Here is a 25,277-nt window from a genome sequence, read left to right on the forward strand (position 1 = left end):
GGCTACGCCAAACCGAAATTCATCTCCCACCTACCGTTGGGCTACGCCCTTCACACGCTTGAGGAAGGAGAATTCTTTCGGGAAATTCGTTAAAAAATATCTATTATAAAATAACGTATCACCACCTACATTTACCTATACGAATTTAAGAAATAAGTAATTCAAAAAGAAAAATAAAAATACTACAACAAAGAATATCCATTTGTTTCTTTTCGTTGGTTTTCCAGCATGTTGTATATAAAAAAATAAGGCAATGCCTGTCATAGTAATTAAAAAAATTTGATAGTAATCAATCATCTGTAATACCCCCTCCAAACAAAAATAAGAAGCCCCTTTTTAAAGAGACTTCTCATTTCTAATACAAACGACATACATAGGATAAATATACACAATATTATCAGGATGGTTTGCTTTGTTGCTCCTCTAGCATAACATACAATATCTCATTTTTGTTTAATAATCCCAAATTATAAAACTTTATCAACATTAAAATATTTCATTTAAAGCAAACGAACAAAAATAAACTCAACGAAATATTTACTTATAAAACCGACGTATGTAAAAAAACAGCTACAATTCCATTCATAGTTTTAAAAATCTGTCCTCCTCTTCTTCTAAGAATATTCTAAATCTCAGATAGATTGTCTTATATCGCCACCTTATGTATGCAGAATTACATATCAAACTATATTGAAAATCATTCTCATTGTAACTATAATGGTTTCAAGAAGTGGTAATTTCACTTTCTTTTCAAATCTCAGAATATATTAAAGGAGGAACTAGCATTATGAAAAAAGCTATTTTAGCAGGGGCACTAGGAATTGCAGTACTATCAGGTATGAATTTACCAGGAGCAGAGGCACCAAAAGCGAGTGCAGCAACTACGAATTTAGAAATTCAAGAAGTTACAAAATATTACTCTATGAATTCCTATGAAGTTTCTCAAAAAGAATCATTTAATCTTAGTAAAGGGGAAGAACTTACAGTTTTTGTACAAAATTCCGGCTTCCCAATTTCTTATACAGTCTTTGATGCAGATAATCAAGTAATTGGCACATACAATGCTAATTCACCATATGGTCGCGTATTCAAAGCACAAAAAGACGGTAATATTTCTGTACAATTTCAAGCAGGAGTAAATTCTTCTTACATGAAGAAAATGAATTTCACAGCTAAATTTGCAGTTTCTAAACTTAACCAACAATAAAAATTTTAACGATCCTCTTTAAAAGAAAATTAAAAAGGTATATCCCTTCAATGGGATATACCTTTAACTTTAGTGAATTTTATATTGACCCGATAACTGCTCTTGCGCCATACGAACTAAACGTTTCGTAATCTCTCCACCTACTGAACCATTTGCTCGTGATGTTGAATCTGGTCCAAGTGTAACGCCAAACTCCTGAGCAATTTCATACTTCATTTGCTCAATTGCACTTGCTGCCGCTGCTACCAAAATCTCGTTTGAATTATTATTTTCTCGAATTTGCATTTCTAACACACCTCCATTTATTTGGTAATATAATGCTCTATTTCCATTGGAATATGCAAAAGAATTACTCTTTTAACTATTTTACATATATATCTAAGCTTTCATCCCTTATGTGGGAATAAATAAAGGTATAGGTCATACCTACACCTTCTTCTATCCTACTTAATTTTGAACCCTCCTATTAACTCCTGTAATTCTCGGGAGAGCCAATTTAAAGAATTTGCCAGCTCTGCAATATCTTGTACATACATTTCTTGCTCTTTCATACTTATCTCAACATTACTACTGCTACACTCATATGTATTTGCAATATGTGATAATTCATTTACAATCTGAACAATAGATTGACTATTTTCTAAAACATCTCTTGAATTACTCGAATTCGCTTTAATTTGATTTGTAACAGATTGTGCAGATTCTGAAATCTTTTCAAAGAAAGCACCACTACTTTGAACAAGTGTTATTCCTGATTCAACTTCCTTTGAACTCTTCTGTATGGATCTTACAGCTCTCTCTGCTTCAGCCTGGGTTTCACCAATTAATTTAGCTATATCCCTTGCAGATGCCTCGGTTCTTTCCGCTAATATACGTACCTCGTCCGCAACACCTGAAAATTCTTCTCCCATCTCTCCAGCACATGAGGATTCAGTAGAAGCATTTAAAGCTAATGAATTTGTTTGATTTGAAATGGTTGTAATTACAGTAAGAATTTCATGAATTTCCTTAGATCGTACTTCTACTGCATAAATACTAGAAGATACATCCTGAACTGTATCTTTGATTCTTTTCATTTGATTCACGATTTGCTTAATCAAATCTTTTCCTTCTACAGAATGCTGGTCCATGTCTTCCAAAGCATTGCCAACTTGTCTTGCAGCTCCTTTAATTTCTTTCATCTTACTTTCCATTTCTTGAACAATCCCTAAACATTTTTGCACTACATATTCATGAGAATGTGCTCCTAAATTTAATCCTGTAATAGCACTTGCAATTTCTTTAAAGGCTATGCTATTCTCTTTTGTACTTACCGACAATTCCTGTGAAGATGTCGACACCTGTTCAGCAGTCTGCCTTACTTTATCTATAATACTATTAAACTTTTTAATAGTATTATTAAAATAGATATTAGTTATTCCTATATCATCAGATCTTTCATTCAATTTAATACTTAAATCCCCTTCACCAACTTTACGTAACCCTTCTTGTAAATCCTTTAAAGGCGATAGAGAGTTTCGTGAGATAAATATTTGAATTGTAATTGCGATTGTTAATGAAATTATAATAAATAGTAAACCTTGTATCATAAATTGTTTCTTTGTAAGAGGAATAATAGAAGCATCCAAATCCGCTGCAACAATTGCAATTATATTTTTATTTTCATCTGTAACTGGCTCTAAAATTGTTACCCAGAACCCTAATTCATCTTCATACACTTCTGTCATTTGTGCCTGTTTTGTTTGTATTACTTTATCATATGTTTTCATCCAATAAGTAGGCTGCTCATAATCTTCACCTGGTTTGACAGAAACAGTATTTGCTAATTTTGTATCCAAAGCTACTATTTGTAATTCAGCTTTATCATTTAGCTTGGCTCCTGTAACATATGTTTGCCCAACACTTTTCATATCTTTTATAGCTTTATCTAATTGCTCTGTCAATTTTTCTTTCTTCACTCTTTGAGCTGTGGGGTCTTTTGCTACATCTTTTACTATTTCTAGATCTAATTGATTTAATACCGCATCACCTGTTTCAAAAGACTGCCTCTCAAATATAGACATCATACTACTTTGAAACATATTAAAACTTAACGCTCCCATACTTCCAACAAGGGTCAGAATTACTAATACCGTTAGTAATACATTTTTTTGAAGCAACGATAGCTTATGCCAATATTTTTTCATTGATTTCTCCTTTCTTATTTTCAACAATACAAAAACAAAGTAGTAACATATTAAGAGGTTCTCTTTCTGTTATTAATTTAAACTTTAAAATAGCATACTAATCGTTCAACCAAACGTTCCAATTTTTTTCATTTACAATTTCATCTTTTATATGTCCAGCTGCTCCTGGAAATCTATTAAAAGGAAGACGTAATACTTCTACCACTTCATCTTTTCTATTTGTACTGATTTCTTCTAAATCAATGATATTAAAAGATTTGCCTATAATAATTGCTATAATGTTTAATAGACGACTAAGAATATTTAAAATTCCATATTTATCTCCTAAAGATTTTCAAATTAGATTTGTTTCAGTACCTTCAGCGAGGATTTTTTATAATATCGTTAGTTTTAAATAAAGATAAGAATTTTTAAGAGCCTCATCTTTAGTTATTTTTATCTTGCAGAACAATAAAACCTGAAAGTTTAATTCAATCTCCTATTTTATAACTTTTTTCCTTATTTTTCTATAACATTATAATATTTACCTGTACAATCTGAACTCGGACTCTTTTGGCCTTTATCCTTCAATTGTCTTAAATTCATATAAGGTAGCGCAGAAAGTAAATTTTTAATAAAAAACTTTTGTATTAAAAAATGCAAAAATACATACTCCTTCAAAACTATATGCACTTAAATATTCATATAGTAAAATAAAAAGTACAAGCGTGTCCTATACAGCATATTTCCTTAACGGGCTTGATATTATATTCATTATAAAATTGGTGTGACCTTAATATCTCACTTAATTCTTTAATATTTTAATATTAACAATATGGTGTTAATATATCCCTACTTTATCGCTACACCTACATATAAGCCAAGAATTCAATTACAGAACGGTTTTCATCAATAGTAGACAAAAACATGTCAAACAAAAAGAGACTCAATTATTTATTACTTTTCGTATAGATGTAATAAAAAATTATAGGAGAAATATATATGCTCAAAAAAATAAATAGATTTATGTTTGCTTTGCCTACAATTTCTTTTATTTTTCTTATTTTATTAGGATCATTTTTATTTGTAATACCATTAGATCTATTCTTACCTGAAATACAAAAAAACCCAATAACAGAAGCACCTCTTATTCTTCAAGTTTTATTAGGGGTATTAGCGGCACCTATGTATGAAACAGTAGTTTTTCAAGTATTTTTATTTTGGCTATTAAGTTGGATTCCTTACATTAAAAATCGCGATTACCTTATCATTTTAATAGCTTCATTTATATTTGGATTAAATCATCAATATGGAATCACTTATATAGTTGGTACAACGATAATTGGTCTTTTATATAACTATGCTTATTGGGTATATAAAAAAAAGAATGCAAAATATCAGGTTACCATGTCTGCTTTTGGAGTTGTTTTTTTGATTCACTTATTACATAATTCTATTGCTTTTATAGCATCAAATTTATAAATGTTTTAAAGGTAATATAGATTAATGAATTATGTTTGTACTTATTAAAGCTAAGAGACACGAAATAAAAGTTAAAGAGAGGCTAATTCACTAATACTTCTAAATAGTCTTGTTTTAGTCTGTTTATTTGAAGAATAAAAGAGAGGGATTTGTCAGGTAGACAGTATTTTCAAAACACAGCTAAGCCACCTGAGTCTATATTTGTATGGGCTCAGGTTATTTAATATCTCTTGAAATCTTTGATGATTATAACATTGTATATATTTGCGGACTTATGATAGATGAAGAAGTCTTTTTTATGTGCATTATCCTAAAAGTTTTACTTTCGCAACATACTTTCCTTCATTTTTCTAACATCCCATCCTCTTCTTCCAATCGTTTAGTCTTAGTACCCGAACCTTTAGGTTTCATTCTACCTAAACATAACCCTTTTGCTTTCCCACGTTCTTCTTCTAGTTCTTTAGTACCTAAAGTTTCGAATCATTTCATTTAACATCTTACAATTGGATAATAAATGTCTATTTCTTTCTTAACAGTTTTATATCTTCTTTTAAGTATACACCTACTTCCTTTTCCTTTCATTTTGCATAGCAAGTAATTCTAATTTACCCCATAGAAAAATCCCCTCCATAATAAATAGGTTAATGTGTTTTCTTTTTCCTATCTACTATGAGGGGAGAATAGCATACTAAAGATAGCTTCTTTTTTGTAAAAGAACTAAGATTCTAGTGTCGTAATTAATTGCTGACGTTCTTTATCTCTAAAAATTTTAATTTCATGTTTAAATTCATAATTTCCTTCTTCAAATCTAACCCATTCCTTACTTGTCCAATATACAACATCTACATTTGCATCTAAAATTTCAGAACATATGTCTACTAATTCTTCTTCGTAAAACGGTGCTTCTTTTGCTAGTTCAAAAGCTAGTACTTTTGGATCCTTACTTTTAATTTGAAGTTTCCTTGAAGTTTGCCCTAAATACTGCCATGGAGAATACAGGGATTGCACATGAACATTTCGAGTTTCTTTAAACTGTGATGGAGAATGTATTGTAGTAGCAAATGTAGGTTTGCTCACTCCTATTGTTGCACCTAAAGCAATAGAACTAATAATAAGTTTTTTAATCATTTTTTCAGCCCCTTTAATTATTTTGGATATGCTTCATTTTTATACTACGTTCATGTTCGTGTAAATGAAGATGATTTGACATGAGTCATCATTTTTTTCAAAAACTGTATATAAATTAACTGCTATAAATTCACCCAAAACAAAAAAGTTTCCTTACGGAAACTTTTTTGTTTTGGATATACATTATATGTATAAAAATTTATTTTGAAAATATTTACTTATTTGTTGATAAAATTGTGTATGGATATTTTCCCTACTATTTATCTACACACATCTCATGCAAAGCCTCACTACAACATAAACAAATTCATCTTATGACCACGTTTCTTCTTACGAAATTAAGTGATTGTTTCAATAGCTGGTTTGGGAATCATAGAATTACTTTCTTTCTTAGCCCTATTATTCTGTTCTTTTTACTAAAATTCCAATATCCCCATTACTTCTTTTGTAAATAGTTTAAAATCAGTTAAATGTTTTTCAATAATTTGACGAACAATATCTAAATTTACACTTTGATAATCATGAACAGCAATATTACGAAATCCAACCATCGCCTTTAACTTATTTGCTAGATCAGCGCTAAGTAATCCTGCTGTAACCAATAAATCAAAGGCCTCTCGACTAGATTGGGGTAGTCCTAATTTTTTCCCTGCAACAATATGCATTGCTAAATCAATACTCGCTTCACAAGCTCTTTGTATATTCAATATTATTGAATCTTGTTTTGTAAAGTCCTCTAAATTTTCAGGGTCATTTCCATACACATCTTGGATTCTTTTTATACAACGCTCTATTGTAGAAATTTTATTTAAAATAACCTCATTCTTCATATATAGAACCTCTTTTCTTTATATCATCAAATACTACCTGTCGTTCTTCATTCAATTTTGAATACATTTTTAAGGTTTTCATTTCAAAAATAACCTTACGCTTTTCATCCGAACAAAATATTGTCTTTCCTGTATGTATAATCTGAGCTTGAAAAACTGTAGAAGCTTCGGATAAATCAACTAAATCAACATCTCTATGAACAATGTTAGCTAACTCCTGTGCTAATAAAAAACGTTCATAATTCCCTAAAGTTGTATCACTTACATAAGCTATATCAATATCACTATCTTCCCGTTCTCTATTCTCAGCCGTTGATCCAAATACAATTATCCAATAGGGATTCACCGTCTCTTGTAATTTTTCTATAATAGCTGTAATCATGCTTTGAAAAATCATTTAATTAATCCCCCTTAGTATACTTGAACCTTATTATATCATAACCAACCCAAAATCCTTTTAACTCCTACAAATACCTAAACAAAATTAAGGATCCTTTATACAATTTCGCGTTTAAAAAATACATACTTTTATCAACTTACTACTAGTTAAATTAAGAAAAGCTGGACTTCTATCATTTTAAGTAATTGCATATATGTAATATAAAGCATATAAGGAGGTTAAAACGTGGTAATCTCAAGACAAGACTCCTGGACTAACGATAACGATTTACTTCTCGCATCAACAGTACTCCAGAATATTTGTAACGGTGGAACACAGTTAGCTGCATTCAAAGAAGTAGCAAAACTACTAAATAGGACACCTGCAGCTTGTGGATTTCGTTGGAATTCATACGTAAGAAAACAATACCAAGAGGAAATACAACAAGCAAAACAAAATCGAAAAGTGGGAAACAATATTTCTCCCTCTCAACAAAAAAAAGAAACAAACTCTTTATCTATGACATTAGAGGATATTATTCTTTTTCTACAAAATTATAAAAAAACAAATGAATTTACAAACTTACAAAACCAAATAAAAAATTTAGAAACAGAAAACCAGTCCCTTCTACAACGTGTAACTATGTACGAAGAAGAGTATCGTATGTTACTTAATCATATTGATAGGTCAAGAAGTTTAGTTGTAATTGATTAAAAGAAGCAGTAAATTACTTTTATATACTTAGGTCGTAACCTAATATATATATACGAGTTTTTAAATACTAATAAATAAAGTGCACATTTACTAATAATAAACGTGCACTTTATTTAATTCTTAAAACATAAAATTTAATTTTCAACTCATTAACAATATTAAAATTAAGATGTTTGTTTTATAGGTAATTCTTTACTTCTATTCTCAATAAGTCTATCTAAAAGTAAGTAAACAAATCCAGAAATAATACAACCTACACCTAAGATTGTAAATAACATATGCCCTAAAAGCTGATCCAGTAATACACCACCTAGAAGAGGTCCAAATACATTACCTGTAATCCATTGCAGATTAGCTGCTCCCATATAAGTCCCCCTCAAATGTTCTGGAGCTATATTAGCAACAAATGTCATTTGGACAGGTGACATAATCATTTCCCCTACTGTATAAACTGTATAAGCTATTAATAATGAGCTTAGGATAACTAAATCATTTGCGTCTATTACATGAAACCACTTTGGTAACCATCCTATTGCTAAAAGGCCAATTCCAAAAAGAATGGCACCATATAGCATTGATTTACCAATTGATTTGTGAGTTAACCACTTTGAAATTGGAAATTGAAAACATACAACCAATAAGCCATTTAAAGTCATTAAATATGGAAATGGATTACTATTTCCAAAAATCATTGTATCCTCATTACTAAAATGAAGTGGTAACATACCTTCCGATTGTGAGAATCCCATAAATATAATGATTCCCGTCACTATATAGAATAGAAATATTCTATCTCTTATAACAACTCTTAACGTAAATCTTATTGACTGTTTATGTGTTTCCTCATGTATCATTATATTTTTAGGTTTTGTTTCCTTTAGAAACAATAACATTAATATTGTATAAAACAGCATGGTTCCAGAAGTAATCAAAAATATGACATCTTTTGATACAACCACAACTGCTGCACCAATTATAGGGCCTATCGCAGCTCCTATATTATGAGCCATTCTAAGTAATCCATATGCCTCAGTTCTTTTTTCAGGTTCTGTTACATCGGTAACCATTGCAGATGCCGCTGGTTCAAAGAAAGAATTACATAGCCCTAAACCAATTGATAAAATGGCATACCCTATAAAACTATCAATAAACAAAAAGACAAGCATTAGTAGCCCATTACTGGCCATAGAGAGTACCATAGTTGGTTTCCGTCCATAAGTATCCGCTATATGCCCTCCAATTAATGAACCAAAACTTGCTGCAATTGGAGATAAGGCTATAATTATGCCTACCTCAAGTAGAGAATCCACCTTGTCCTTCAAATATAATGCAAAAAATGGCATTAACATCATCATTGCAATACCATTTAAAGCTTCCCCGATAAAGCGGATCCAGACATTAAGGTCCATCCCCCTTAATTCTTTCCATGTACTCCTCATATAGTTACCTCGCCTATGCTCAAAGTATATTTTTATCCCAACAAAAGTTTTACTATATTATTATTAAAATCTAAATTTAGCTGGCTATGCTAAAACCTCCGAAAAAACCTATCTTTTGATAAAGTAATACAAACTTGTCCCTATAATTTCTAGTGCCTCCTGCATACGTTGAGGAGAAATATTTTCTAAAACGTTATCTTGAGGTGTATGGAATACCTTTTCAACATGATAAACAAGGGGATTCCAACTCTCTACGTCCATCCAAATAAATAGTGCCGAGGAAATTCCAGCTTCGTAAAATGGTACATGATCACTAGAATCAAACTTTCCAGTTAATACAACCGATTTCCCTAATGCTTTACTAGTGGCTACCGCAGTATTTGTTACTTCATTTTGAGAACCATCTAGTGTCATTGCATATAAATCCTTAGCCTGCTGGTAACTTGTCGCTATCATATCTGCATTAAAAACCCCTAGAATATGTTTCTTATCTGTTGTAGATAACTGATTAACATAATGGTAAGCACCTAAAGATTCATTTTCTTCTGCTCCAAAGGCTATGAATTGAATTTCTTTATTAGTCTCTATATCTTTAAAATTGTATGCTAACTCTAATAAAAGTCCTACGCCAGAAGCATTGTCATTTGCTCCAGGTGCTCCAATAACACTATCATAATGAGCACTCATTATTGCTACATCCTCATTGTCTGTCTTGTATTTGGGCTTTTTTTTCGCAATAACATTTAATGAACTTAAATTCATTTCGTGTTTTGCCTTTAAACTAACTATATTTTTATTATGCACTATCTTTTCTTTCATTCTAATTCCCTGATTATAAGCAAGCCCAAATACAGGTATTGATTGTTTCTTTTTTAGAACTGGGTTAAAGGCTTCTCCATAGTTGCCTCTATCCCCAATCGTACTATATAACAATACGGCTTTTGCTCCCTTTTCTGCTGCATACTCAACTTGCTCATTATATTTCTCATACGTATCAGCTTGTTCTAATAATACTATTTTCCCATGAATTGGCTCAGGTGAATTTTTAATATCATTCTCTTTTCCAATAGAAACTACCTGTCCCACGACAGGATCTTTAGGTATAGATGCATTAGACGCTGCTCCAACTTGCCATTCTTTTTCTCCATACATACTAAAAGAAATACTCCCAATATATTGATCTGGTACAGGAAATGCCTGATACTCAACTTCATACCCTAATTTTTTCAATGTATTTCCAATGTATGTAGCTGCTTTATGTTCGTCCTTAGTTCCACTTGGACGTGGACCAATTTTCTCAGACAGAAAACGTATATGTTCAATAGCTCGACTAGCACGAACCTTATCTGCCATGAGAGAACGCTGATCGTTCTTAGTCATAGCATGTACTGGTATTGCTTTTCCAGATAAATTACTAAAAAGGAAAAGCAATACAACCCCAAAAGTTACAATAGACTTCTTTGTCAGAATTAGTTTCTTCATTTGTCCTCCCTATAATAAAAAAAGATTAATAGTAAAACCTTCCCTCCTAACACACTTACTTAGAAGAAAAGGTTCATTAAAATAATCTCTAACTCAAATTGCATGTAAAAATAAATAAACTGATATTGCTTTTTATATCTCCAAAAAATTCATTTTTGTTTGCATACCAGCAATATTCTTTTGAAACCAATTAAGAGTCTCCCATGACCTCTTTCTATTCGTATAATCAGTTTCCTGAACCTCAAATACAATTCCTATGTTTTTATCCAAGGTATTGTTCTTCACTTTTAATAAAGTTTCATGTAATAAATTTTCATCAATAGATCCATTAACCGGATTCTCTCCCTCAAAGCAACGTACCTCACTATAAGGAATCGTTAAATGCTTAAAAGAACTAAAATGAAAATGTTTAATATGATCCATTAAGCTTAAATACTTATGAAAATCCTTATATTCAATTTCCTCTTGCCTTAATAATTTAGAAATACCTAAACGTGTAAGATAGGTTATAGACCAATGACATATATCCCATGTTATTCCAACGTTAGATAACTCCAAATTAACCAAATCAGTAAAATCTTCGGGATATATAAATATAGGATCAAAATCATCGCCCAAGTTTCCAATAATGGGTAGGTTTTCAACGCCAATCCATATATCAGTTCCTTTTATTTCTTCATCTAGCATGTTAAAGAATTCTATAATCCTTTTTCTATTATCAAGAAGATTATAGCTCTGAAATTCCGCGACATTCATGAATTGATTAGCATGCACCGTTATACCAGATGCATTATACTTTATAGCAAGGTCAATAAATTCATATAGTTGCTTTTTAATAAATTCATCATTGAGATAGTCTGCATTATCAGTAGGAAAATGCAGCGTTAACAAGGGTAGATTAAGGGTTTGAACAAAAGAAAGGACCTCAGAAAACCTTTTTGTATATGAGTTATCAAATAAAGATTTCCCATCAAAAATATTTGCTTCTAATCCATAGCCTTTTTCAACCCATTTTAAATCAATCTGTTTACTATCTAAACCAAAGAACGGGACCTGTGGTATTAACATATTCTCTTCACCTACCATGTCCCCCTTACTAACATAAATGCCTCAGCCGCTTGGTATCCAGATTTGGCACCCCATACAAATGCGTTATGTCTCATTGCTTCTATAGAGCGTGGATGAGGAAATTCCCTTAACTCTGATTCATAATGTCTCATCGCAGTTAATTTCTCCTCCAAATGATCTTCAATATTCACAAAATAATTAGGAAGGAACTTATCTTTTTCATTATAATTCCACTCTGTAGAAGATAAAGTTTCATATGCAAATACCCATTTAATATTAGTATTTGGCAGAGGGCGTGTCGCTGTCATTACTGCTCTGTAAACAACAGTATGATCAATATTTATATCTCCACCATATTGAGTATAAATAATTGTAGGATTTATTTTTTTAATGTGATGTTCAATCTCTTTCACTACATCAAGTAAGGGTAATGTATCAAGACGATTATCAGGGAAATCTAGTCTTGCAAAACTTTTTACACCAAGTGTAGTACATGCCCCCTCCGTTTCTTTATAAGATAAGTTCTTAACCTCTAAATCTAGCTCTTTATATTCTTTAGCTCTAGAAGATTTTCCCTCTGCAAGTATTACAACATGTACATCATCACCTTGTTTCACGTGTTTCGCTATTGTTCCACCAACACCAATTATTTCATCATCCGGATGAGCGGCAAATACAAGTACATTCATAGAATTTTAGACTCCTTTAATTAATTTTTCTGTTTCCTTTGGCCCACAATTTAGTAAAATATCTAAAATAGATAAATGTGGTATAAATTCCCCAAATAATTGCTTGTACGAATAATCTCTTATTCTTTGGTAAATAATTTCTATATTCTCATTCTCAAAGTCGTTTTCGTTTAAATAATCTTGCCCTAAACTTCCAGAATAATAAGTACTGGCATTAAATTTCTGACACAACTCTAATACAAAATCACTTTTCTTACCTGTAATCCCTTCTAACTCTGATACATAATATAACTCCGTATCAATGTTTAATTCACGGATAATAAAATGAATAAAATTCATGTTCATATCATTTAAATCAAGCCAATCTTCTGAATAAAAACTTTCTAAATAATCCTTATATACATTAAAGTAAGGTGCATTAGAATAATTAATTCTTATCGCTTTCCAATGCTTCCGTTCCCAATCTTGAGTATTGTCTATCTTTATCTTATTAAATGGAATTTCTTTATAATTCTTCATTTGTATTGGAACCGTTAGCCAAGACGCCCCTTGTGAAGTTTTAATACGATTCCTATTTAAAAAACCTTTTTTTTCAAATTGTGCTATATCATGAAAAACAAACACATCTGATTTATGAATTTTTTCAAAAAAACCATACCAAGGTAAGTAACTTGGTTGGTGGCCACTAATAATCATAGTTTAAATCCCCTCTTTTAAACAAAAACATTTTTTCAAAGCTGCCCCCCAGTATATCTTAGGTCTAGCAATCCCTTTATTATGTGAATATCCTAAATCTGCATACTTTAATTTATTATGAATTGCTAATTCAAACGCATCATTTAGTAGTAAATATGAAGATTGCGAATTTTTCCCCTTGGTATTATTAATATTAATCCAATAATATAAAACCTGTTTATCCATTATAAAAATGCTGGAACTAATTAGTTCTTCTTCTAAGAATGCCCCTAAGAAAAGGATTTTTTCTTGTAAATTAAGAACTAAATGATAAAAAAACTCTCTACTAAATGAATAACTTGCTCCTATACTATTATTATGTTCTTGATATAATTGGTAAAACTCATCTAATTCCGCTACAGTTATAGGACGAACTTCAACATTCTGTTTACGTGCATACCTAACACTTGTCCTAGCTTTACCAGAACACGATGTCCATAAATCCTCAAACCTATTTGGTAGGTCTAACATATAAGTTTCTTTATAATCCCACTTTTCCTTACTATAACTTTGAAAAGGATTTATCGTTATAGGTAATAAAAGCTTTTGAATTTTATTTTCAAACTTCTTATTTATTATGGATTCATAAACTGAAAAATCTATTTTGTCTTGGCCAATTATTATTGGACCTCCATAACCAATTAAACTTCCCAAAAGCCTACCATCCTGTACATACATAGGAGTTAAAACTACTGTATCTCGTGTTTCTATTAGTACTGGGAAAAATTGAACACCAGGTAATAATTCCATTAACTTTCCCCATTCGTAACTATGAAATACAGAACCATTGTATTCTTCCATACAGGCATCCCAATATTGGGCGTCAGTACATATTTCGATTTCCATATAATCACCTTTTAATTCTTATTCTCTAAATATTTCAGAATTTGACTACATATATACTTAAGGTCCTTATTCACTAAAGGATATTTAAAAGGTATTGATAATACCCTTGGCCATAAATAATCTATATTTTCTGACTCAGTTGCGTACTTCGAAAAAATAGGGATCTCACTTAGGGGTAAATAATTCCAACAAGTTTGTATACCTTTTTCCGCTAAATGTACAGAACACTCATACCTATCAGATGGTTCTTTGAATATAATGGTAAAATAGTTCAAATAAACGTTCTGAGCTGAAAATATAATCTTAACGCCATACTTTTCTTCAATTTCCTGCAGCATTGTATAACACAGACTAGCGTTACATATATTTATGTCTAAAATCCTCTTTGTTTTTTGTAGGTGTTTATCAATTAATAATGAACGTACTATAGACATTCTTTTTGGATTTATAACGTCCGCTTTCTCCGGTAAAGAATCTAATTTACTATTATTATAGAAGGGCAGAATCTCGAATTTCCTCCAATAATTAGTAAATAAACTCAGTACTCTACTCTTTTTTATTCTTATAGCGAATTGTGTTTTTAAATGATTCTTATAATCTAAAATCACTTCTTCTTTCTTTTCTTCATCCATGTCACACAATTCACTTATGGTACGATTAAGTAGTAACGCCCCTCCCCCTATACTAGGGATTGGTTTCGTTCCACCAAAACTTAAAATACCAATGTCGCCTAAACTACCAACTGGCTTTCCATTTTGATAAGAAAACATTGCTTGTGCAGCATCATCGATGATATAAATATTATTTTCTCTAGCCCAGTCAATAATTTCTAAATCGTCATGACATCCATACAAGTGTGTAAGAATAATTGCCTTTGTATTAGCATTCAAATGTTTTTTTATTTTATTAAGAGAAATTGAATGATTTGTGTTTAAATCAATTAATACAGGTTTTGCTCCCACTGTTAATATTGCTTCTATCACATTAGGACAATTAAAGTTTGATAGAATCACTTCATCTCCCTTTGCTACTTTTAAGTACTTTAAACCAACCACTAATGCAGATGTACCGCTATTAGTTAATATAATTTCTGCATCCGGATAAAAATCTTGAAGATTTTTTTTAAGGTTAGAATCATTAGGTCTATATACACTTTTCAAAAAAAACACATGATCAGATATACTCCAAAAAGAAGAATATATAGGATACTTAATTTTCTTTGGGTTCTTAGGATATAGATACTGTGTTTCCATACTTCTCCCCTATTATTTTCTCTAGTCCTTTATCTAATGAAATAATTGGTTGATAGTTTAAAAATAATTTAGCTTTCTCTATTGAAGGAATTCTTCTAAAGATTTCAATGCTAGAATTTCTGACTCCCTCTTCACCTAAATCAAGAAATTTAATTTTACTTTTATTTCCCATTAATTCATTAATTTTTATTGCTAGTTCTTCCATAGATATAGGTTTGTTATTGCCAACATTAAAATCTGCAAAGTTCTCTCCTTCATATTCAAAGGCTAGTATAGTTCCGTTAACAATATCACTTATATAACTAAAACATCTAATTTGCTGTCCATCTCCATAAATAGTAATATCTTCACCACTATGAGCTTGTTTTAAAAACTTAGAAATTACAAAGTTATCATTTTGTTGTGAACCGTATACATTAAAATAACGTACCACTCTGATTTTGAAACTATCACTAGCATATTCTTTCAAATAATCTTCGGACATTAGTTTAGCTTTTCCATAAGCTGATTTTGGCATTTTAATATCATTTTCTTTAAACGGAACACTCACGCCATCCCCATATACCTCTGAACTGGAAGAAAATAATAATTTTTCTATACTATTTTCGCTACAAACCTGTACAATATTTTTCGTACCTTCAAAGTTCACCCTCACTACATCTTCTTCATTTAAACGGCAATTATCAACACCCACTAATGCAGCTAAATGAATTACCCCATCGACATTAATAAGATTTTCTCTTAAAGTTGCAATATCTAAAATATCAATTTCCTTAAAAGGAACATCAATACTTGGTTTAAATTTATCAAATATAACTACTTCATAACCCCTTGCTAATAACTCCTTTGTAACATGCTTACCAATAAATCCGCTGCCACCAATAACCCCAATTTTCATAAATATTTACCTCCCTATTTTTAATTGATATAGACTTTTTAAAGACGTTATAATATGTTCAACTTCATTGTCTGTAAGAGCACTATACAGTGGTAATGAAATAATTTGATTAAATATTTCTTCCGTTTTAGGTAAATATACGTTAAATCCCTCTTCATAATACGGATGCATATGAACAGGAATAAAGTGAACACTAAGCCCAATATTTCTCTTTTTCATTTCCTGAATTACCTGATCCCTACTAACAGGAGAATTAGAATTAATTTTTATAACAAATAAATGCCATGCGTGTTTTACACTTGGATCGTTAGTATAATTAGGTAACGTTATATACTCTTGAACATCTTTTAATTCCTCTTGGTACCTTTCAGCTATTCTCTTGCGTTTTTCAATCATTTCATCAGCTCTTTTTAACTGACTAATACCCAAACTAGCTTGTAGATCCATCATGTTATATTTAAACCCAGGTAGTAGAACATCATAACGCCAGCTTCCTTCCTCACCATAACGATTCCATGCATTTTTGGTGATACCATGCCAACCATATAATCTAGCTTTTTCAGCAATCGATTCATTTTTAGTGACTAACGCTCCGCCTTCACCTGTTGTTATGTTTTTTGTTGCATAAAAACTAAAACAAATAACATCTCCATGTGTACCAATTAAAGTATTATCATATTTTGTCCCCAATGCATGCGCTGCATCCTCTATCAAAAACAGTCCGTATTCTTTACATAATTTTTGAAGTTCTTTTAATTTAGCCGGATATCCAGCAAAGTGAACTGCAATAATTGCTTTCGTTTTTTTAGTGATTTTTCTTTTAACATCTTGAAGATCAAGACATAAATCCTCTTCATCTATGTCTACAAATACAGGTTTTGCACCTACATGCATAATAACGTTTACACTTGAACAAAAAGTAAAACTTGGAACTATTACTTCGTCTTCTAATCCAACTCCCAGAGACAGTAATGCTAAATGTAATGCGGCAGTCCCTGAATTACAACTTACTACATGTTCAGTATTCAGATATTCTTTTAAATTCTCTTCAAACTCTATCACTTTTGGCCCCTTTGAAAGCCATCCAGATTTAAGAGCAGAAACTACCCTATCTATATCTTCATCATTGATTTCTGGTCGATAAAAAGGAATAAACTCTACCATGTAATCACCTACAAACTTATAATATTTTTTTTATATACTGATTCATCTTTAAATATGTTTCTTGTGTCTAAAATTAAACAATTTACCTCATTAAGCAATTTAAAATTAATGCAATCATGATCTGTATGAACAATAATTAAAGTGTATTTGTCTAATTGACTTATGTTTAAATCTATAGATTTTTTCAATGTGTTATCGCCCACAATGAGTTCCTCTATAAACGGATCGTAATAATCCACGTTATAGTCTTCTATCATTAAATCATTCATAATATCCAAAGCTGGCGATTCCCTAGCATCATTCACATTCTTTTTATATGCAACGCCAACCATAAGAATATCCTTACCATCTTGATCACCTAGTAACTGTAGTGCTCTATTAAGAACATATTTAGGCATATTTTCATTAATTTCTCTTGCCACATCAATCATTTTTGTTGCTAAGTCCTTATTATTTGCAATCCACTTAAAATAAATAGGATCAATCGGAATGCAGTGTCCTCCTACGCCAGGACCAGGATAGAATTTTTGAAATCCAAATGGCTTAGTTCCTGAGGCATCAATTACTTCCCAAATATTTATATTTAACTCATTACAAATTTGCGTCATTTCATTAATAAAAGCGATATTTATAAAACGATACGTATTTTCTAATAACTTAGCTGTCTCTGCTACTTCTGGACTGCTTACCTTATGAATATCCTTAATTAAATTACTATAGAAGGCTGCTGCACAATCGGTACAATTAGATGTAACTCCACCTACGATTTTTATAATATCTTGAATTGAAAACGATTGATTTGCAGGATCGATTCGCTCTGGAGAGTATGCTACAAATATATCTACACCAATTTTAAAATTAGTTTTCTTTTCTAATTTGTATAAAACTTCTTCTCTTGTAGTACCTGGATAAGTAGTACTTTCTAAGATAATTAATGTACCTTTTTTAATGTATTTAACTATTTCATCAACTGCTGAATGAATATATGTTAAATCTGGTTGTTTACTAGTTCTTTCTAATGGTGTAGGAACACATATAACTACAACATCACATTCGTTTATATAATTCATTTCTGTACTAACAAAAAATCTATTTGTATGTAAAGCATCTTGGATTTCAGTATCTTGAATATCACTGATATAACTTATTCCACGTTCTAGTTTTCTTATTTTTGCTGAGTTTTTATCAAAACCTCTTACCGCATAACCTACTTCTAAACATTTAAGAGCTGATGGTAGTCCAACATAACCTAGGCCTACATATCCAATACACGCATTTTTATTTGCAATTTTTTCAACTAATAAACTCTTAGTTTCATTATTTAATACTGTGACCATTACTTATCACTTCCCCAAAAGATTTGATATTAAAATGCCAACTAGCAAATAATAACTGTGCGTTCTAAAATCCCATGGATGCATATAAAATACTGAATTAGCAACAAACTACATTTTTAGCACTATCAATCCTCCTAATTTAATAAACATCTAAATTTGTAGAAATTCATGTGAAATATCAAGGTGTAATTTATATCTATAATATTCACACGTTATTTTTTGGGATTCAATTGATATTTTTCTATTTTTTTACTTTCTCAATATATAATAATATTTACAATTCAGAAAATTCTTTTTTAAAAAACCGAATATTTTTATATCATTAAACCAATATAATAGTTGTTATATCTACATTTAGTACGATTTTCATCCTTGAATAAATAAAAAAATCACGCCAATAATTATCCAATAAGTCCCATCAGTTGGTTGTTTAAATGAACATTTACCATAACTAAAATGAATGAATTTCATATTTTTACTTTTTATTAGAATTAATGGAAAAAGAACTATCTGAATTATAAAAAACAATTTGAAATATATTCAAATTGTTGACATAACAGATGAATTTATTAACACTTGTTGATTTTGTAATAATTCTCAAATACATATACTCCATAATGCTACCCATAAATCATAATGACGCATTACATCAAAAAAATCGCAACCCTCTACATTTAATGGGTGTTGCGATTTTTTTGATGTAAATAATTTTTATAAATTTTGCGTTAACCTAATCATATCCATACATTGAATACCATTTTCATATATTTCTTCATTATAATTTCGTAAGAAAAAGTCCTTATCCACACTAGTTATTCTAAAACCACATTTTTGATAAAGGCCTAATTGCATTAAACTAGAATTTCCTGTGCCTATTTCTATAGTTTTATATTTTTCTTTTTTAGCATAATCTATAGCAAATTTAAGTAGGTATTTCCCATATCCTTTTCCTTGCTCTTTTTCGGAAACTGCTATATTTATAATCTCAATTGTTTCAGTTCGGGTAGGAATTAAAATCATAATACCTACAGTAACAGCATCTTTTTTTAAAACAAAACAATCTCCCTTTTTAAGATACCCATTAACTACTTCTGTTGAGGGATCGGCTAGCAATAATAACTCCATTTCTTCCATGTTAATACTTGTACTTTTTTCTATATTAATTCTATCCCCATTATTTAATTCCATTTCTAACATCCTCCCAATTAATATTTTCAATTAATATCTTAAATGAATTCCTTCTTATAAGACAATATCAACAACAATATTAACATTTTATAATAGACAGATTGACACTCCCACGGCTAAAGCCGCAAGTCCTACACCTTACGGTGTAACGGATGGGGTTCTTGAATGACTAAGCATTCGCAGTCCATTTCTGTTTTGAACAGCCTTCAAGATGAGGGTGCGCCATCACCCCTCCTAAGACAGACCATATAGGTTCTTAGGCTGATTGACTATTACCGCCAACCACAGTTGCGTAGCGAATATTCATCGCCCCAACGATATCACGATGTTTCTCAAATCCACATTGGCACTTGTATTTTCTGTCTTGCGCCTTGTTCTTTTCAGAACATTTCGGACATGTTTGACTTGTATAAGAAGGGTTCACATATTCGACCTTTATGCCAACTAATGTTGCTTTGTACTCGATGAATTGTGCTAAACGATGGAATGACCAAGTGTGTAGATTTTTTTCGTTTTTACGGCTTGTTCGTGCCGTCTGTCTAATGTTCGTTAGTTGCTCTAATCGAATGACAGAAATATTATTATCCGTTGCAAAATCAACAATTTCACGACTTACTTTGTGGTCTTGGTCTTGCATCCATCTTTGTTCTTTATCATCAAGTTGACGAAGGGCATTTAGTTTCTTAGCTTCTCCTAACTTCTTGCGAACACTGCGAAACTTACGTTTCATAAATTTGTTTTGCCTACCGTTCCCGAAGAAACGAACTTTATCATCATCTGTGATGACTACCGCAGGAACTTTAAGACCTAAGTCTACTCCTAAAATCTTTGTTCCCGTTTTTTCGTTTGTAGGAATCGTGACAGATATTTGAGCAATCCATTTAGCAGATTTCTTAGTGATACGGAGTGTACCTAACTTGTGCTTCAACAATTCGAAATTGCGATTATATTTGTCGTTTAATAAAGCGCGAACCTTTAAACGAGTTGACTTTCCGTTTACCATAAACGGAATTGAAATGTGCGTGAAGTCAAATGAATAGTTTTGGTTATTCCATACACAAACAGGTCTTTTTAGAATCGGAACGATTTTGTATTTACTCTTTTTTACCTTTGTAGAAAATACACTTTTCGCATCTTTAATTGCTTGATTTTTCACCGCACTTGGGATATTAGCCTCAATATCCTTTGTACTTTTCTTCGTGCTTTTCTTTGCTTCAACCATTTCAGATACAAGGGCATTAATGACTTTTATATACTCGTGGCTACTTTGTTCCAATAGCATGATTTGTTGTTTTGTTGGAAGCAATTTAACTTTAACTGTGATGGTTTGTGGCACAAGTTTCACCCCCTCGTTTTTTGATTTTCAACATAATGTTTTATTGTCTCACTTGATACATTTCCAGCAGTAGAAACAAAATAAGAACGCGTCCATAGGCTCGGCAAGTGTTGAAGATGAGGAAACTCTTCTCTCAAACGTTTTGATGTCACTCCTTTAATTTTTGCCATTGTATCAGCAGGACTAAGTGTTGGTGGTGTATTTAAGAACAAGTGAACGTGGTCTTTGTCGCATTCTATTGCAACAATAGAAATATCCAATTTTCCGCATATTTCTTGAACCAACTCTTTGAAACGTTCTTCTACTTTTGTATTAAGAAAAATCTTTCTTCTGTATCGTGGGCAAAACACAAAATGATAGTTAATTAATGACACGGTTGTTTTGGTTCTTCTATAATCATTCATCACGTTTGCATTGTATCAGTTAGATTATAAAACTGCAACGCAAAAGATGAAAAAATAAAAGATACCGACATTTTGGATACTTAGAGTGCCACAAACCTTGCGGTTTTTAGTAGCACTCCTTATCCAACCTCACTTTCATCCCATGCCTAAAGGCGAGGGGCTTTCTCGTTCGGGAAAGGCTGTAATGAGAAATCCTTTTGAATTTTATAGAATGAATCTAATAAAATATGATAAAAACTATAAATTTCCCAATTTTAAAAATGCGTTCTGAGACACTACTCTTCTTCCAAAATAGCGTAATAATATTCATCCCACCATTCATTCCCATGTGGTATACACTTCCTGAAATATCCTTCTCTTCTCATTCCAATCTTCTCCATTACTCGATAAGATGGGGATATTTTGTGGCTGACATGTATCGATAACCCTATGTAATTTCATTTCCTTAAAACCATATTTCAATGTAGCTTGTGCTGCTTCAGAAGCATATCCTTTATTGCAGTATTTTTGATTGAACACCCAACCAATCTCATAAGTATGCTCACCAAAATATTTATGAAATACTATATGACCAATCAGGATATCTTCCTCTATTAATACCACAGGAAAGTTCTTAGCGTTTTTACCAATGTTTTCATTCACAAAGTTCCTTGTATCTTCTTCTGTAAAAACCCCTTCAGGTATGTATTTCATGACATTGATATCTGATGTATACTCATGGACAGCTTGCCAATCTTTGAACTCAAATTTCCGTATTAATAATCTTTCTGCTTTTACAAACATGTACTTTTCCCCCCTCAAAAAATTGCAATTATATTTTAAATCCATATTTAACCCTTAAAACAAAAAGAACTTGTAGAAATCTCTACAAGTTCTTTTTAGTTTCAGATGAATAGAAGTGACAAACAAACTATCTTACAGATTCATCACAGAAACTACAGGGATAATGCTTTGACAAATACATTATATAACAAATATTAACAGCCACGGATTTAAATTTCGAAAATTATGTGAATTAAGAACAATAGTAACCTTTTTCTTAACTATTATTAATTTCGTTTACTACTAACTTCTTTTTACTTAAATAAACTGCTCTATCTGATATTTTTGCAACTTCTTGTGAATGTGTAACAACGATTACACATTTATTCTCTTGATGAGCGAGCTCCTGAAATAACTCAATAATCTCTTTCGCTGTTTCTCCATCAAGGTTACCGGTTGGTTCATCAGCGATTAGTAAATCGACATTACAAGATAGCGCTCGAGCAATTGCTACACGTTGTTGTTGCCCGCCACTTAATTGCAAAACATTTCGTTTCGCTTCTACTTCTGTGAGCCCTACCTTCTCTAATAATTCTAATGCTCTTGCTTTTTTATTTTGTACCTTCACACCTGTAATTTCCATTGCCGTTAATACATTCTGAAGAGCAGTCATATAGGTAATCAAATTATAAGATTGGAAAATTACAGATACATGTTGATTACGGTATCGATCCAAGCCAATTTTTCTAATATCCTTGCCGTTATACAGTACATAACCATTTTTAGGTATATCCAGCCCACAACCTAAGCTAAGAGTTGTAGTTTTACCAGATCCAGATGGCCCTAAAATCGTGTAGAAATGCCCTTTTTGAAAAGAAAAATTCACATTATCTAGTATCGTTACTTTTTTTCCGTTACTTTCATAATAATAATCTAAGTTTTTAAATTGTAAAATTGTCTCCATATCGAGCCTCCTTATTCATCTTTTAAAAGAATTTGTTTTGGATTTAAGCGTAGAATAGATAATGCCGGAAGAAGCGTTGCTAATATAGCAATAGCTAGTCCAATCCCTCCCATTTTTCCTACGTCTTCTCCTGTTACACTTACATTAATTTTATCTATTGGATCCTCTTTTGGATTTTGTACAGTTCCGCCTGGTCCAGCCACCATTACAGTTCCATTTTGTGAAGTGTCTGTTTCTTCACCTGCTGTAGTAACTTCACTCGAAAGTAAATTATCCCCTACGAATTGAGAAACTTTAGCTCCTGTTGTTAGAGATAATCCAAATGCTAAAATAGCGATACATACTACTTCTACTACGAACTGTGCCATCAATTTCCATTTTTTCTCTCCAATGGACAATAAAATTCCCATTTCCTTACGACGTGCTTTAATCGATAACATAATAATTAATCCTAAGATAATTGCACCTGCAATAGATACCATATAGATAATCATTTGAGAAGTAGAAGCGATATTTTCGATAGGACCAATCATTTGTTTGTACAATGAATCATGTGCATCTAACTTAAAATAATTAAAATCAATATCAGATTTTTTTGCTTCTTTTTTAAATCCATCAATGTATTGTGGATCGTTCAAGAAGTACACGGCTTGAATACTATTACCCATACCGTCATCGGTTTCTAATTTTTTTAAAGTAGAGTAAGGCATATATAGCTTATTAGCTGGATCCATCATAGGAGGAGCATGCTGACCCATTGGTTGCTCATTCGTTTCATAAATACCAATAATTTCAAATTCAAGAGTTTGCTTCTTATCCCCTGATTGAATTTTAATCTTATCTCCTACTTTCAAATTGTTTTGTTCCGCTAATCGTTTTTCCATTAAAGTTACATTCTGATCTTTCATCTTTTCTGTAATTGGTTTCCCATCAATGATTTTACTTTTTCCATTTTTAAAAGTTTCTTGTAATACAGTTTTACGAACTCCTTCTATTAAAAGAGAAGAATTCATATCTATTTCTGAGCCCGAACCTGATCCACCCGCTGCTGCCACCATTCCAACTCTACCTTTTCCTTCGTCTTCTCCTTCTGAAGCACCTACTAGTTTAAATCCATCCGAAATTCCGAAAGTATTGGTTATGTAATTATAATCTTTTACAAACTTGGACTTAGCTAATTGATCTGCTTCTTTTGAGTTAAGCTTTGGTGGTTTAGGCATCTCTCCAGTTTCCCTAGCTTGTTGACCTAATTTATCAAAATCAAGACCTAAAGTGACATCTGCACCTAATTTTTTTCTTGCTGCATCCGCAGCTTTTTTTGATGCATTTTGGATTGCAAATCCTGCCAGCACTAAGTTTGTAACAATCAGAAAGACCGCCACCAAAATTAATGATGTTCCTATTCTTTTTTTCATACTGAGAATTGCACGTTTTATAAAATTCATTTTTCCTAACCTCCTTGATAGTTGTTATTCTAAATACACTATCTGGAGTTTATATGAAGATATTCAGTAGATTATCTAAAGATATTAGGGCTTATCTGGAGTTTATATGTAGTGATTCATTAATATAGTAAGAGAAACTGGAACACAAATTAAAATACGTAATCAATTTTGAACATTAGTAAGGAATCAGTCCATTTATTGTGGAATGAGGACAAACGGAATAATAATAAATATAAAATAAATACGGTCACCGATTGATTAACTAGAGGAAGGAATTCAAACAAGGGATAACTCCTTTTATTTTTGACCCATACAGTACAGGGTGAGATTCTATAGCTGGCAAATTAACCTCCTGTATGGAA

At 31.5% G+C, this 25,277-nt stretch carries 23 protein-coding genes and 1 pseudogene; 3 read left to right on the forward strand and 21 right to left on the reverse strand.

All coding sequences use genetic code 11. The annotated features are described in order from the left end of the window. Positions 1 to 787: 787 nt before the first annotated feature. Complete coding sequence (locus tag BUA87_RS26260; protein ID WP_029443236.1) at positions 788 to 1,207, forward strand: hypothetical protein; 420 nt, start codon at positions 788 to 790, stop codon at positions 1,205 to 1,207. 69 nt (positions 1,208 to 1,276) lie between these two features. On the opposite strand, the gene BUA87_RS26265 is transcribed toward BUA87_RS26260, so the two are convergent. After that, positions 1,277 to 1,492, reverse strand: a complete 216-nt coding sequence (locus tag BUA87_RS26265; RefSeq protein WP_001167052.1) for an alpha/beta-type small acid-soluble spore protein — start codon at positions 1,490 to 1,492, stop codon at positions 1,277 to 1,279. Between the two features lie 158 nt (positions 1,493 to 1,650). Beyond that, the gene (locus BUA87_RS26270) at positions 1,651 to 3,393 is read right to left on the reverse strand and encodes a methyl-accepting chemotaxis protein (RefSeq protein ID WP_071714924.1); all 1,743 of its coding nucleotides are present in this window, start codon (positions 3,391 to 3,393) and stop codon (positions 1,651 to 1,653) included. Between the two features lie 981 nt (positions 3,394 to 4,374). Between BUA87_RS26270 and BUA87_RS26275 the strand changes: the two genes are divergently transcribed. Continuing rightward, positions 4,375 to 4,854 (forward strand): CPBP family glutamic-type intramembrane protease, encoded by a 480-nt coding sequence (locus BUA87_RS26275; protein ID WP_071714923.1) that lies wholly within the window; start codon positions 4,375 to 4,377, stop codon positions 4,852 to 4,854. Positions 4,855 to 5,571: 717 nt separating this feature from the next. Here the strand turns inward: BUA87_RS26275 and BUA87_RS26280 are convergent. The 3 genes from BUA87_RS26280 to BUA87_RS26290 all read right to left on the reverse strand — a co-directional run bounded on the left by BUA87_RS26280 (position 5,572) and on the right by BUA87_RS26290 (position 7,209). Next, the gene (locus BUA87_RS26280; RefSeq protein WP_016513563.1) at positions 5,572 to 5,982 is read right to left on the reverse strand and encodes a hypothetical protein; all 411 of its coding nucleotides are present in this window, start codon (positions 5,980 to 5,982) and stop codon (positions 5,572 to 5,574) included. A 416-nt stretch (positions 5,983 to 6,398) separates the two neighbouring features. Then, complete coding sequence (locus BUA87_RS26285) at positions 6,399 to 6,812, reverse strand: type VII toxin-antitoxin system HepT family RNase toxin (RefSeq protein WP_000787540.1); 414 nt, start codon at positions 6,810 to 6,812, stop codon at positions 6,399 to 6,401. After that, positions 6,802 to 7,209 (reverse strand): type VII toxin-antitoxin system MntA family adenylyltransferase antitoxin, encoded by a 408-nt coding sequence (locus BUA87_RS26290; protein WP_000577226.1) that lies wholly within the window; start codon positions 7,207 to 7,209, stop codon positions 6,802 to 6,804. The genes BUA87_RS26285 and BUA87_RS26290 overlap by 11 nt, the downstream gene beginning before the upstream one ends. Positions 7,210 to 7,437: 228 nt before the next feature. On the opposite strand from BUA87_RS26290, the gene BUA87_RS26295 reads away from it, so the two are divergent. Continuing rightward, positions 7,438 to 7,905, forward strand: a complete 468-nt coding sequence (locus tag BUA87_RS26295; protein WP_072941278.1) for an RsfA family transcriptional regulator — start codon at positions 7,438 to 7,440, stop codon at positions 7,903 to 7,905. 164 nt (positions 7,906 to 8,069) lie between these two features. Here the strand turns inward: BUA87_RS26295 and BUA87_RS26300 are convergent, their stop codons facing one another. From BUA87_RS26300 to BUA87_RS26375, 16 genes and pseudogenes are all read right to left on the reverse strand, one after another. Further along, positions 8,070 to 9,344, reverse strand: coding sequence for an MDR family MFS transporter (locus BUA87_RS26300; protein ID WP_025118683.1), 1,275 nt, complete (start codon positions 9,342 to 9,344; stop codon positions 8,070 to 8,072). A gap of 108 nt (positions 9,345 to 9,452) precedes the next feature. Further along, on the reverse strand, positions 9,453 to 10,826 hold the full coding sequence (locus BUA87_RS26305; RefSeq protein ID WP_072941280.1) for a M28 family peptidase: 1,374 nt from the start codon (positions 10,824 to 10,826) through the stop codon (positions 9,453 to 9,455). A 132-nt stretch (positions 10,827 to 10,958) separates the two neighbouring features. Beyond that, positions 10,959 to 11,894: a TIM barrel protein gene (locus BUA87_RS26310; protein ID WP_072941383.1), complete on the reverse strand. Its 936-nt coding sequence runs from the start codon at positions 11,892 to 11,894 to the stop codon at positions 10,959 to 10,961. An 11-nt stretch (positions 11,895 to 11,905) separates the two neighbouring features. Continuing rightward, positions 11,906 to 12,583, reverse strand: coding sequence for a PIG-L deacetylase family protein (locus BUA87_RS26315; RefSeq protein WP_072941284.1), 678 nt, complete (start codon positions 12,581 to 12,583; stop codon positions 11,906 to 11,908). Between the two features lie 6 nt (positions 12,584 to 12,589). Beyond that, positions 12,590 to 13,279 carry a WbqC family protein gene (locus BUA87_RS26320; RefSeq protein ID WP_071714920.1) on the reverse strand — a complete coding sequence of 230 codons (690 nt, stop codon included), beginning with the start codon at positions 13,277 to 13,279 and terminating at the stop codon, positions 12,590 to 12,592. Positions 13,280 to 13,282: 3 nt separating this feature from the next. Continuing rightward, positions 13,283 to 14,164, reverse strand: a complete 882-nt coding sequence (locus BUA87_RS26325) for a GNAT family N-acetyltransferase (protein ID WP_000401944.1) — start codon at positions 14,162 to 14,164, stop codon at positions 13,283 to 13,285. Between the two features lie 11 nt (positions 14,165 to 14,175). Continuing rightward, a complete protein-coding gene (locus tag BUA87_RS26330) occupies positions 14,176 to 15,417 on the reverse strand; it encodes an aminotransferase class V-fold PLP-dependent enzyme (protein ID WP_000449974.1) in 1,242 nt (413 codons plus the stop codon). Beyond that, positions 15,392 to 16,315 (reverse strand): NAD-dependent epimerase/dehydratase family protein, encoded by a 924-nt coding sequence (locus tag BUA87_RS26335; RefSeq protein ID WP_000690429.1) that lies wholly within the window; start codon positions 16,313 to 16,315, stop codon positions 15,392 to 15,394. The genes BUA87_RS26330 and BUA87_RS26335 overlap by 26 nt, the downstream gene beginning before the upstream one ends. Before the next feature lie 6 nt (positions 16,316 to 16,321). After that, entirely contained in the window at positions 16,322 to 17,479 is a 1,158-nt protein-coding gene (locus BUA87_RS26340; protein ID WP_072941289.1) for a DegT/DnrJ/EryC1/StrS family aminotransferase, read from the reverse strand. 8 nt (positions 17,480 to 17,487) lie between these two features. Next, the gene (locus tag BUA87_RS26345; RefSeq protein WP_072941292.1) at positions 17,488 to 18,816 is read right to left on the reverse strand and encodes a nucleotide sugar dehydrogenase; all 1,329 of its coding nucleotides are present in this window, start codon (positions 18,814 to 18,816) and stop codon (positions 17,488 to 17,490) included. 711 nt (positions 18,817 to 19,527) lie between these two features. Further along, positions 19,528 to 20,004 carry a GNAT family N-acetyltransferase gene (locus BUA87_RS26350; RefSeq protein ID WP_000422450.1) on the reverse strand — a complete coding sequence of 159 codons (477 nt, stop codon included), beginning with the start codon at positions 20,002 to 20,004 and terminating at the stop codon, positions 19,528 to 19,530. Positions 20,005 to 20,260: 256 nt separating this feature from the next. Beyond that, positions 20,261 to 21,340 carry an RNA-guided endonuclease TnpB family protein gene (locus BUA87_RS26355; RefSeq protein WP_072941294.1) on the reverse strand — a complete coding sequence of 360 codons (1,080 nt, stop codon included), beginning with the start codon at positions 21,338 to 21,340 and terminating at the stop codon, positions 20,261 to 20,263. Between the two features lie 5 nt (positions 21,341 to 21,345). Further along, on the reverse strand, positions 21,346 to 21,747 hold the full coding sequence (gene tnpA, locus BUA87_RS26360; RefSeq protein WP_080017743.1) for an IS200/IS605 family transposase: 402 nt from the start codon (positions 21,745 to 21,747) through the stop codon (positions 21,346 to 21,348). A gap of 272 nt (positions 21,748 to 22,019) precedes the next feature. Then, positions 22,020 to 22,527 (reverse strand): annotated as a pseudogene (locus tag BUA87_RS26365) (GNAT family protein). A gap of 256 nt (positions 22,528 to 22,783) precedes the next feature. Beyond that, complete coding sequence (locus BUA87_RS26370) at positions 22,784 to 23,470, reverse strand: ABC transporter ATP-binding protein (protein WP_000447838.1); 687 nt, start codon at positions 23,468 to 23,470, stop codon at positions 22,784 to 22,786. Positions 23,471 to 23,481: 11 nt separating this feature from the next. Continuing rightward, positions 23,482 to 24,915: an ABC transporter permease gene (locus BUA87_RS26375; protein WP_072941297.1), complete on the reverse strand. Its 1,434-nt coding sequence runs from the start codon at positions 24,913 to 24,915 to the stop codon at positions 23,482 to 23,484. Positions 24,916 to 25,277 lie beyond the last annotated feature (362 nt).

Origin of the sequence: Bacillus sp. bc15 (genome assembly GCF_900142585.1) — a bacterium.
In the GTDB taxonomy this organism is placed as follows: Bacteria; Bacillota; Bacilli; order Bacillales; family Bacillaceae_G; genus Bacillus_A; species Bacillus_A cereus.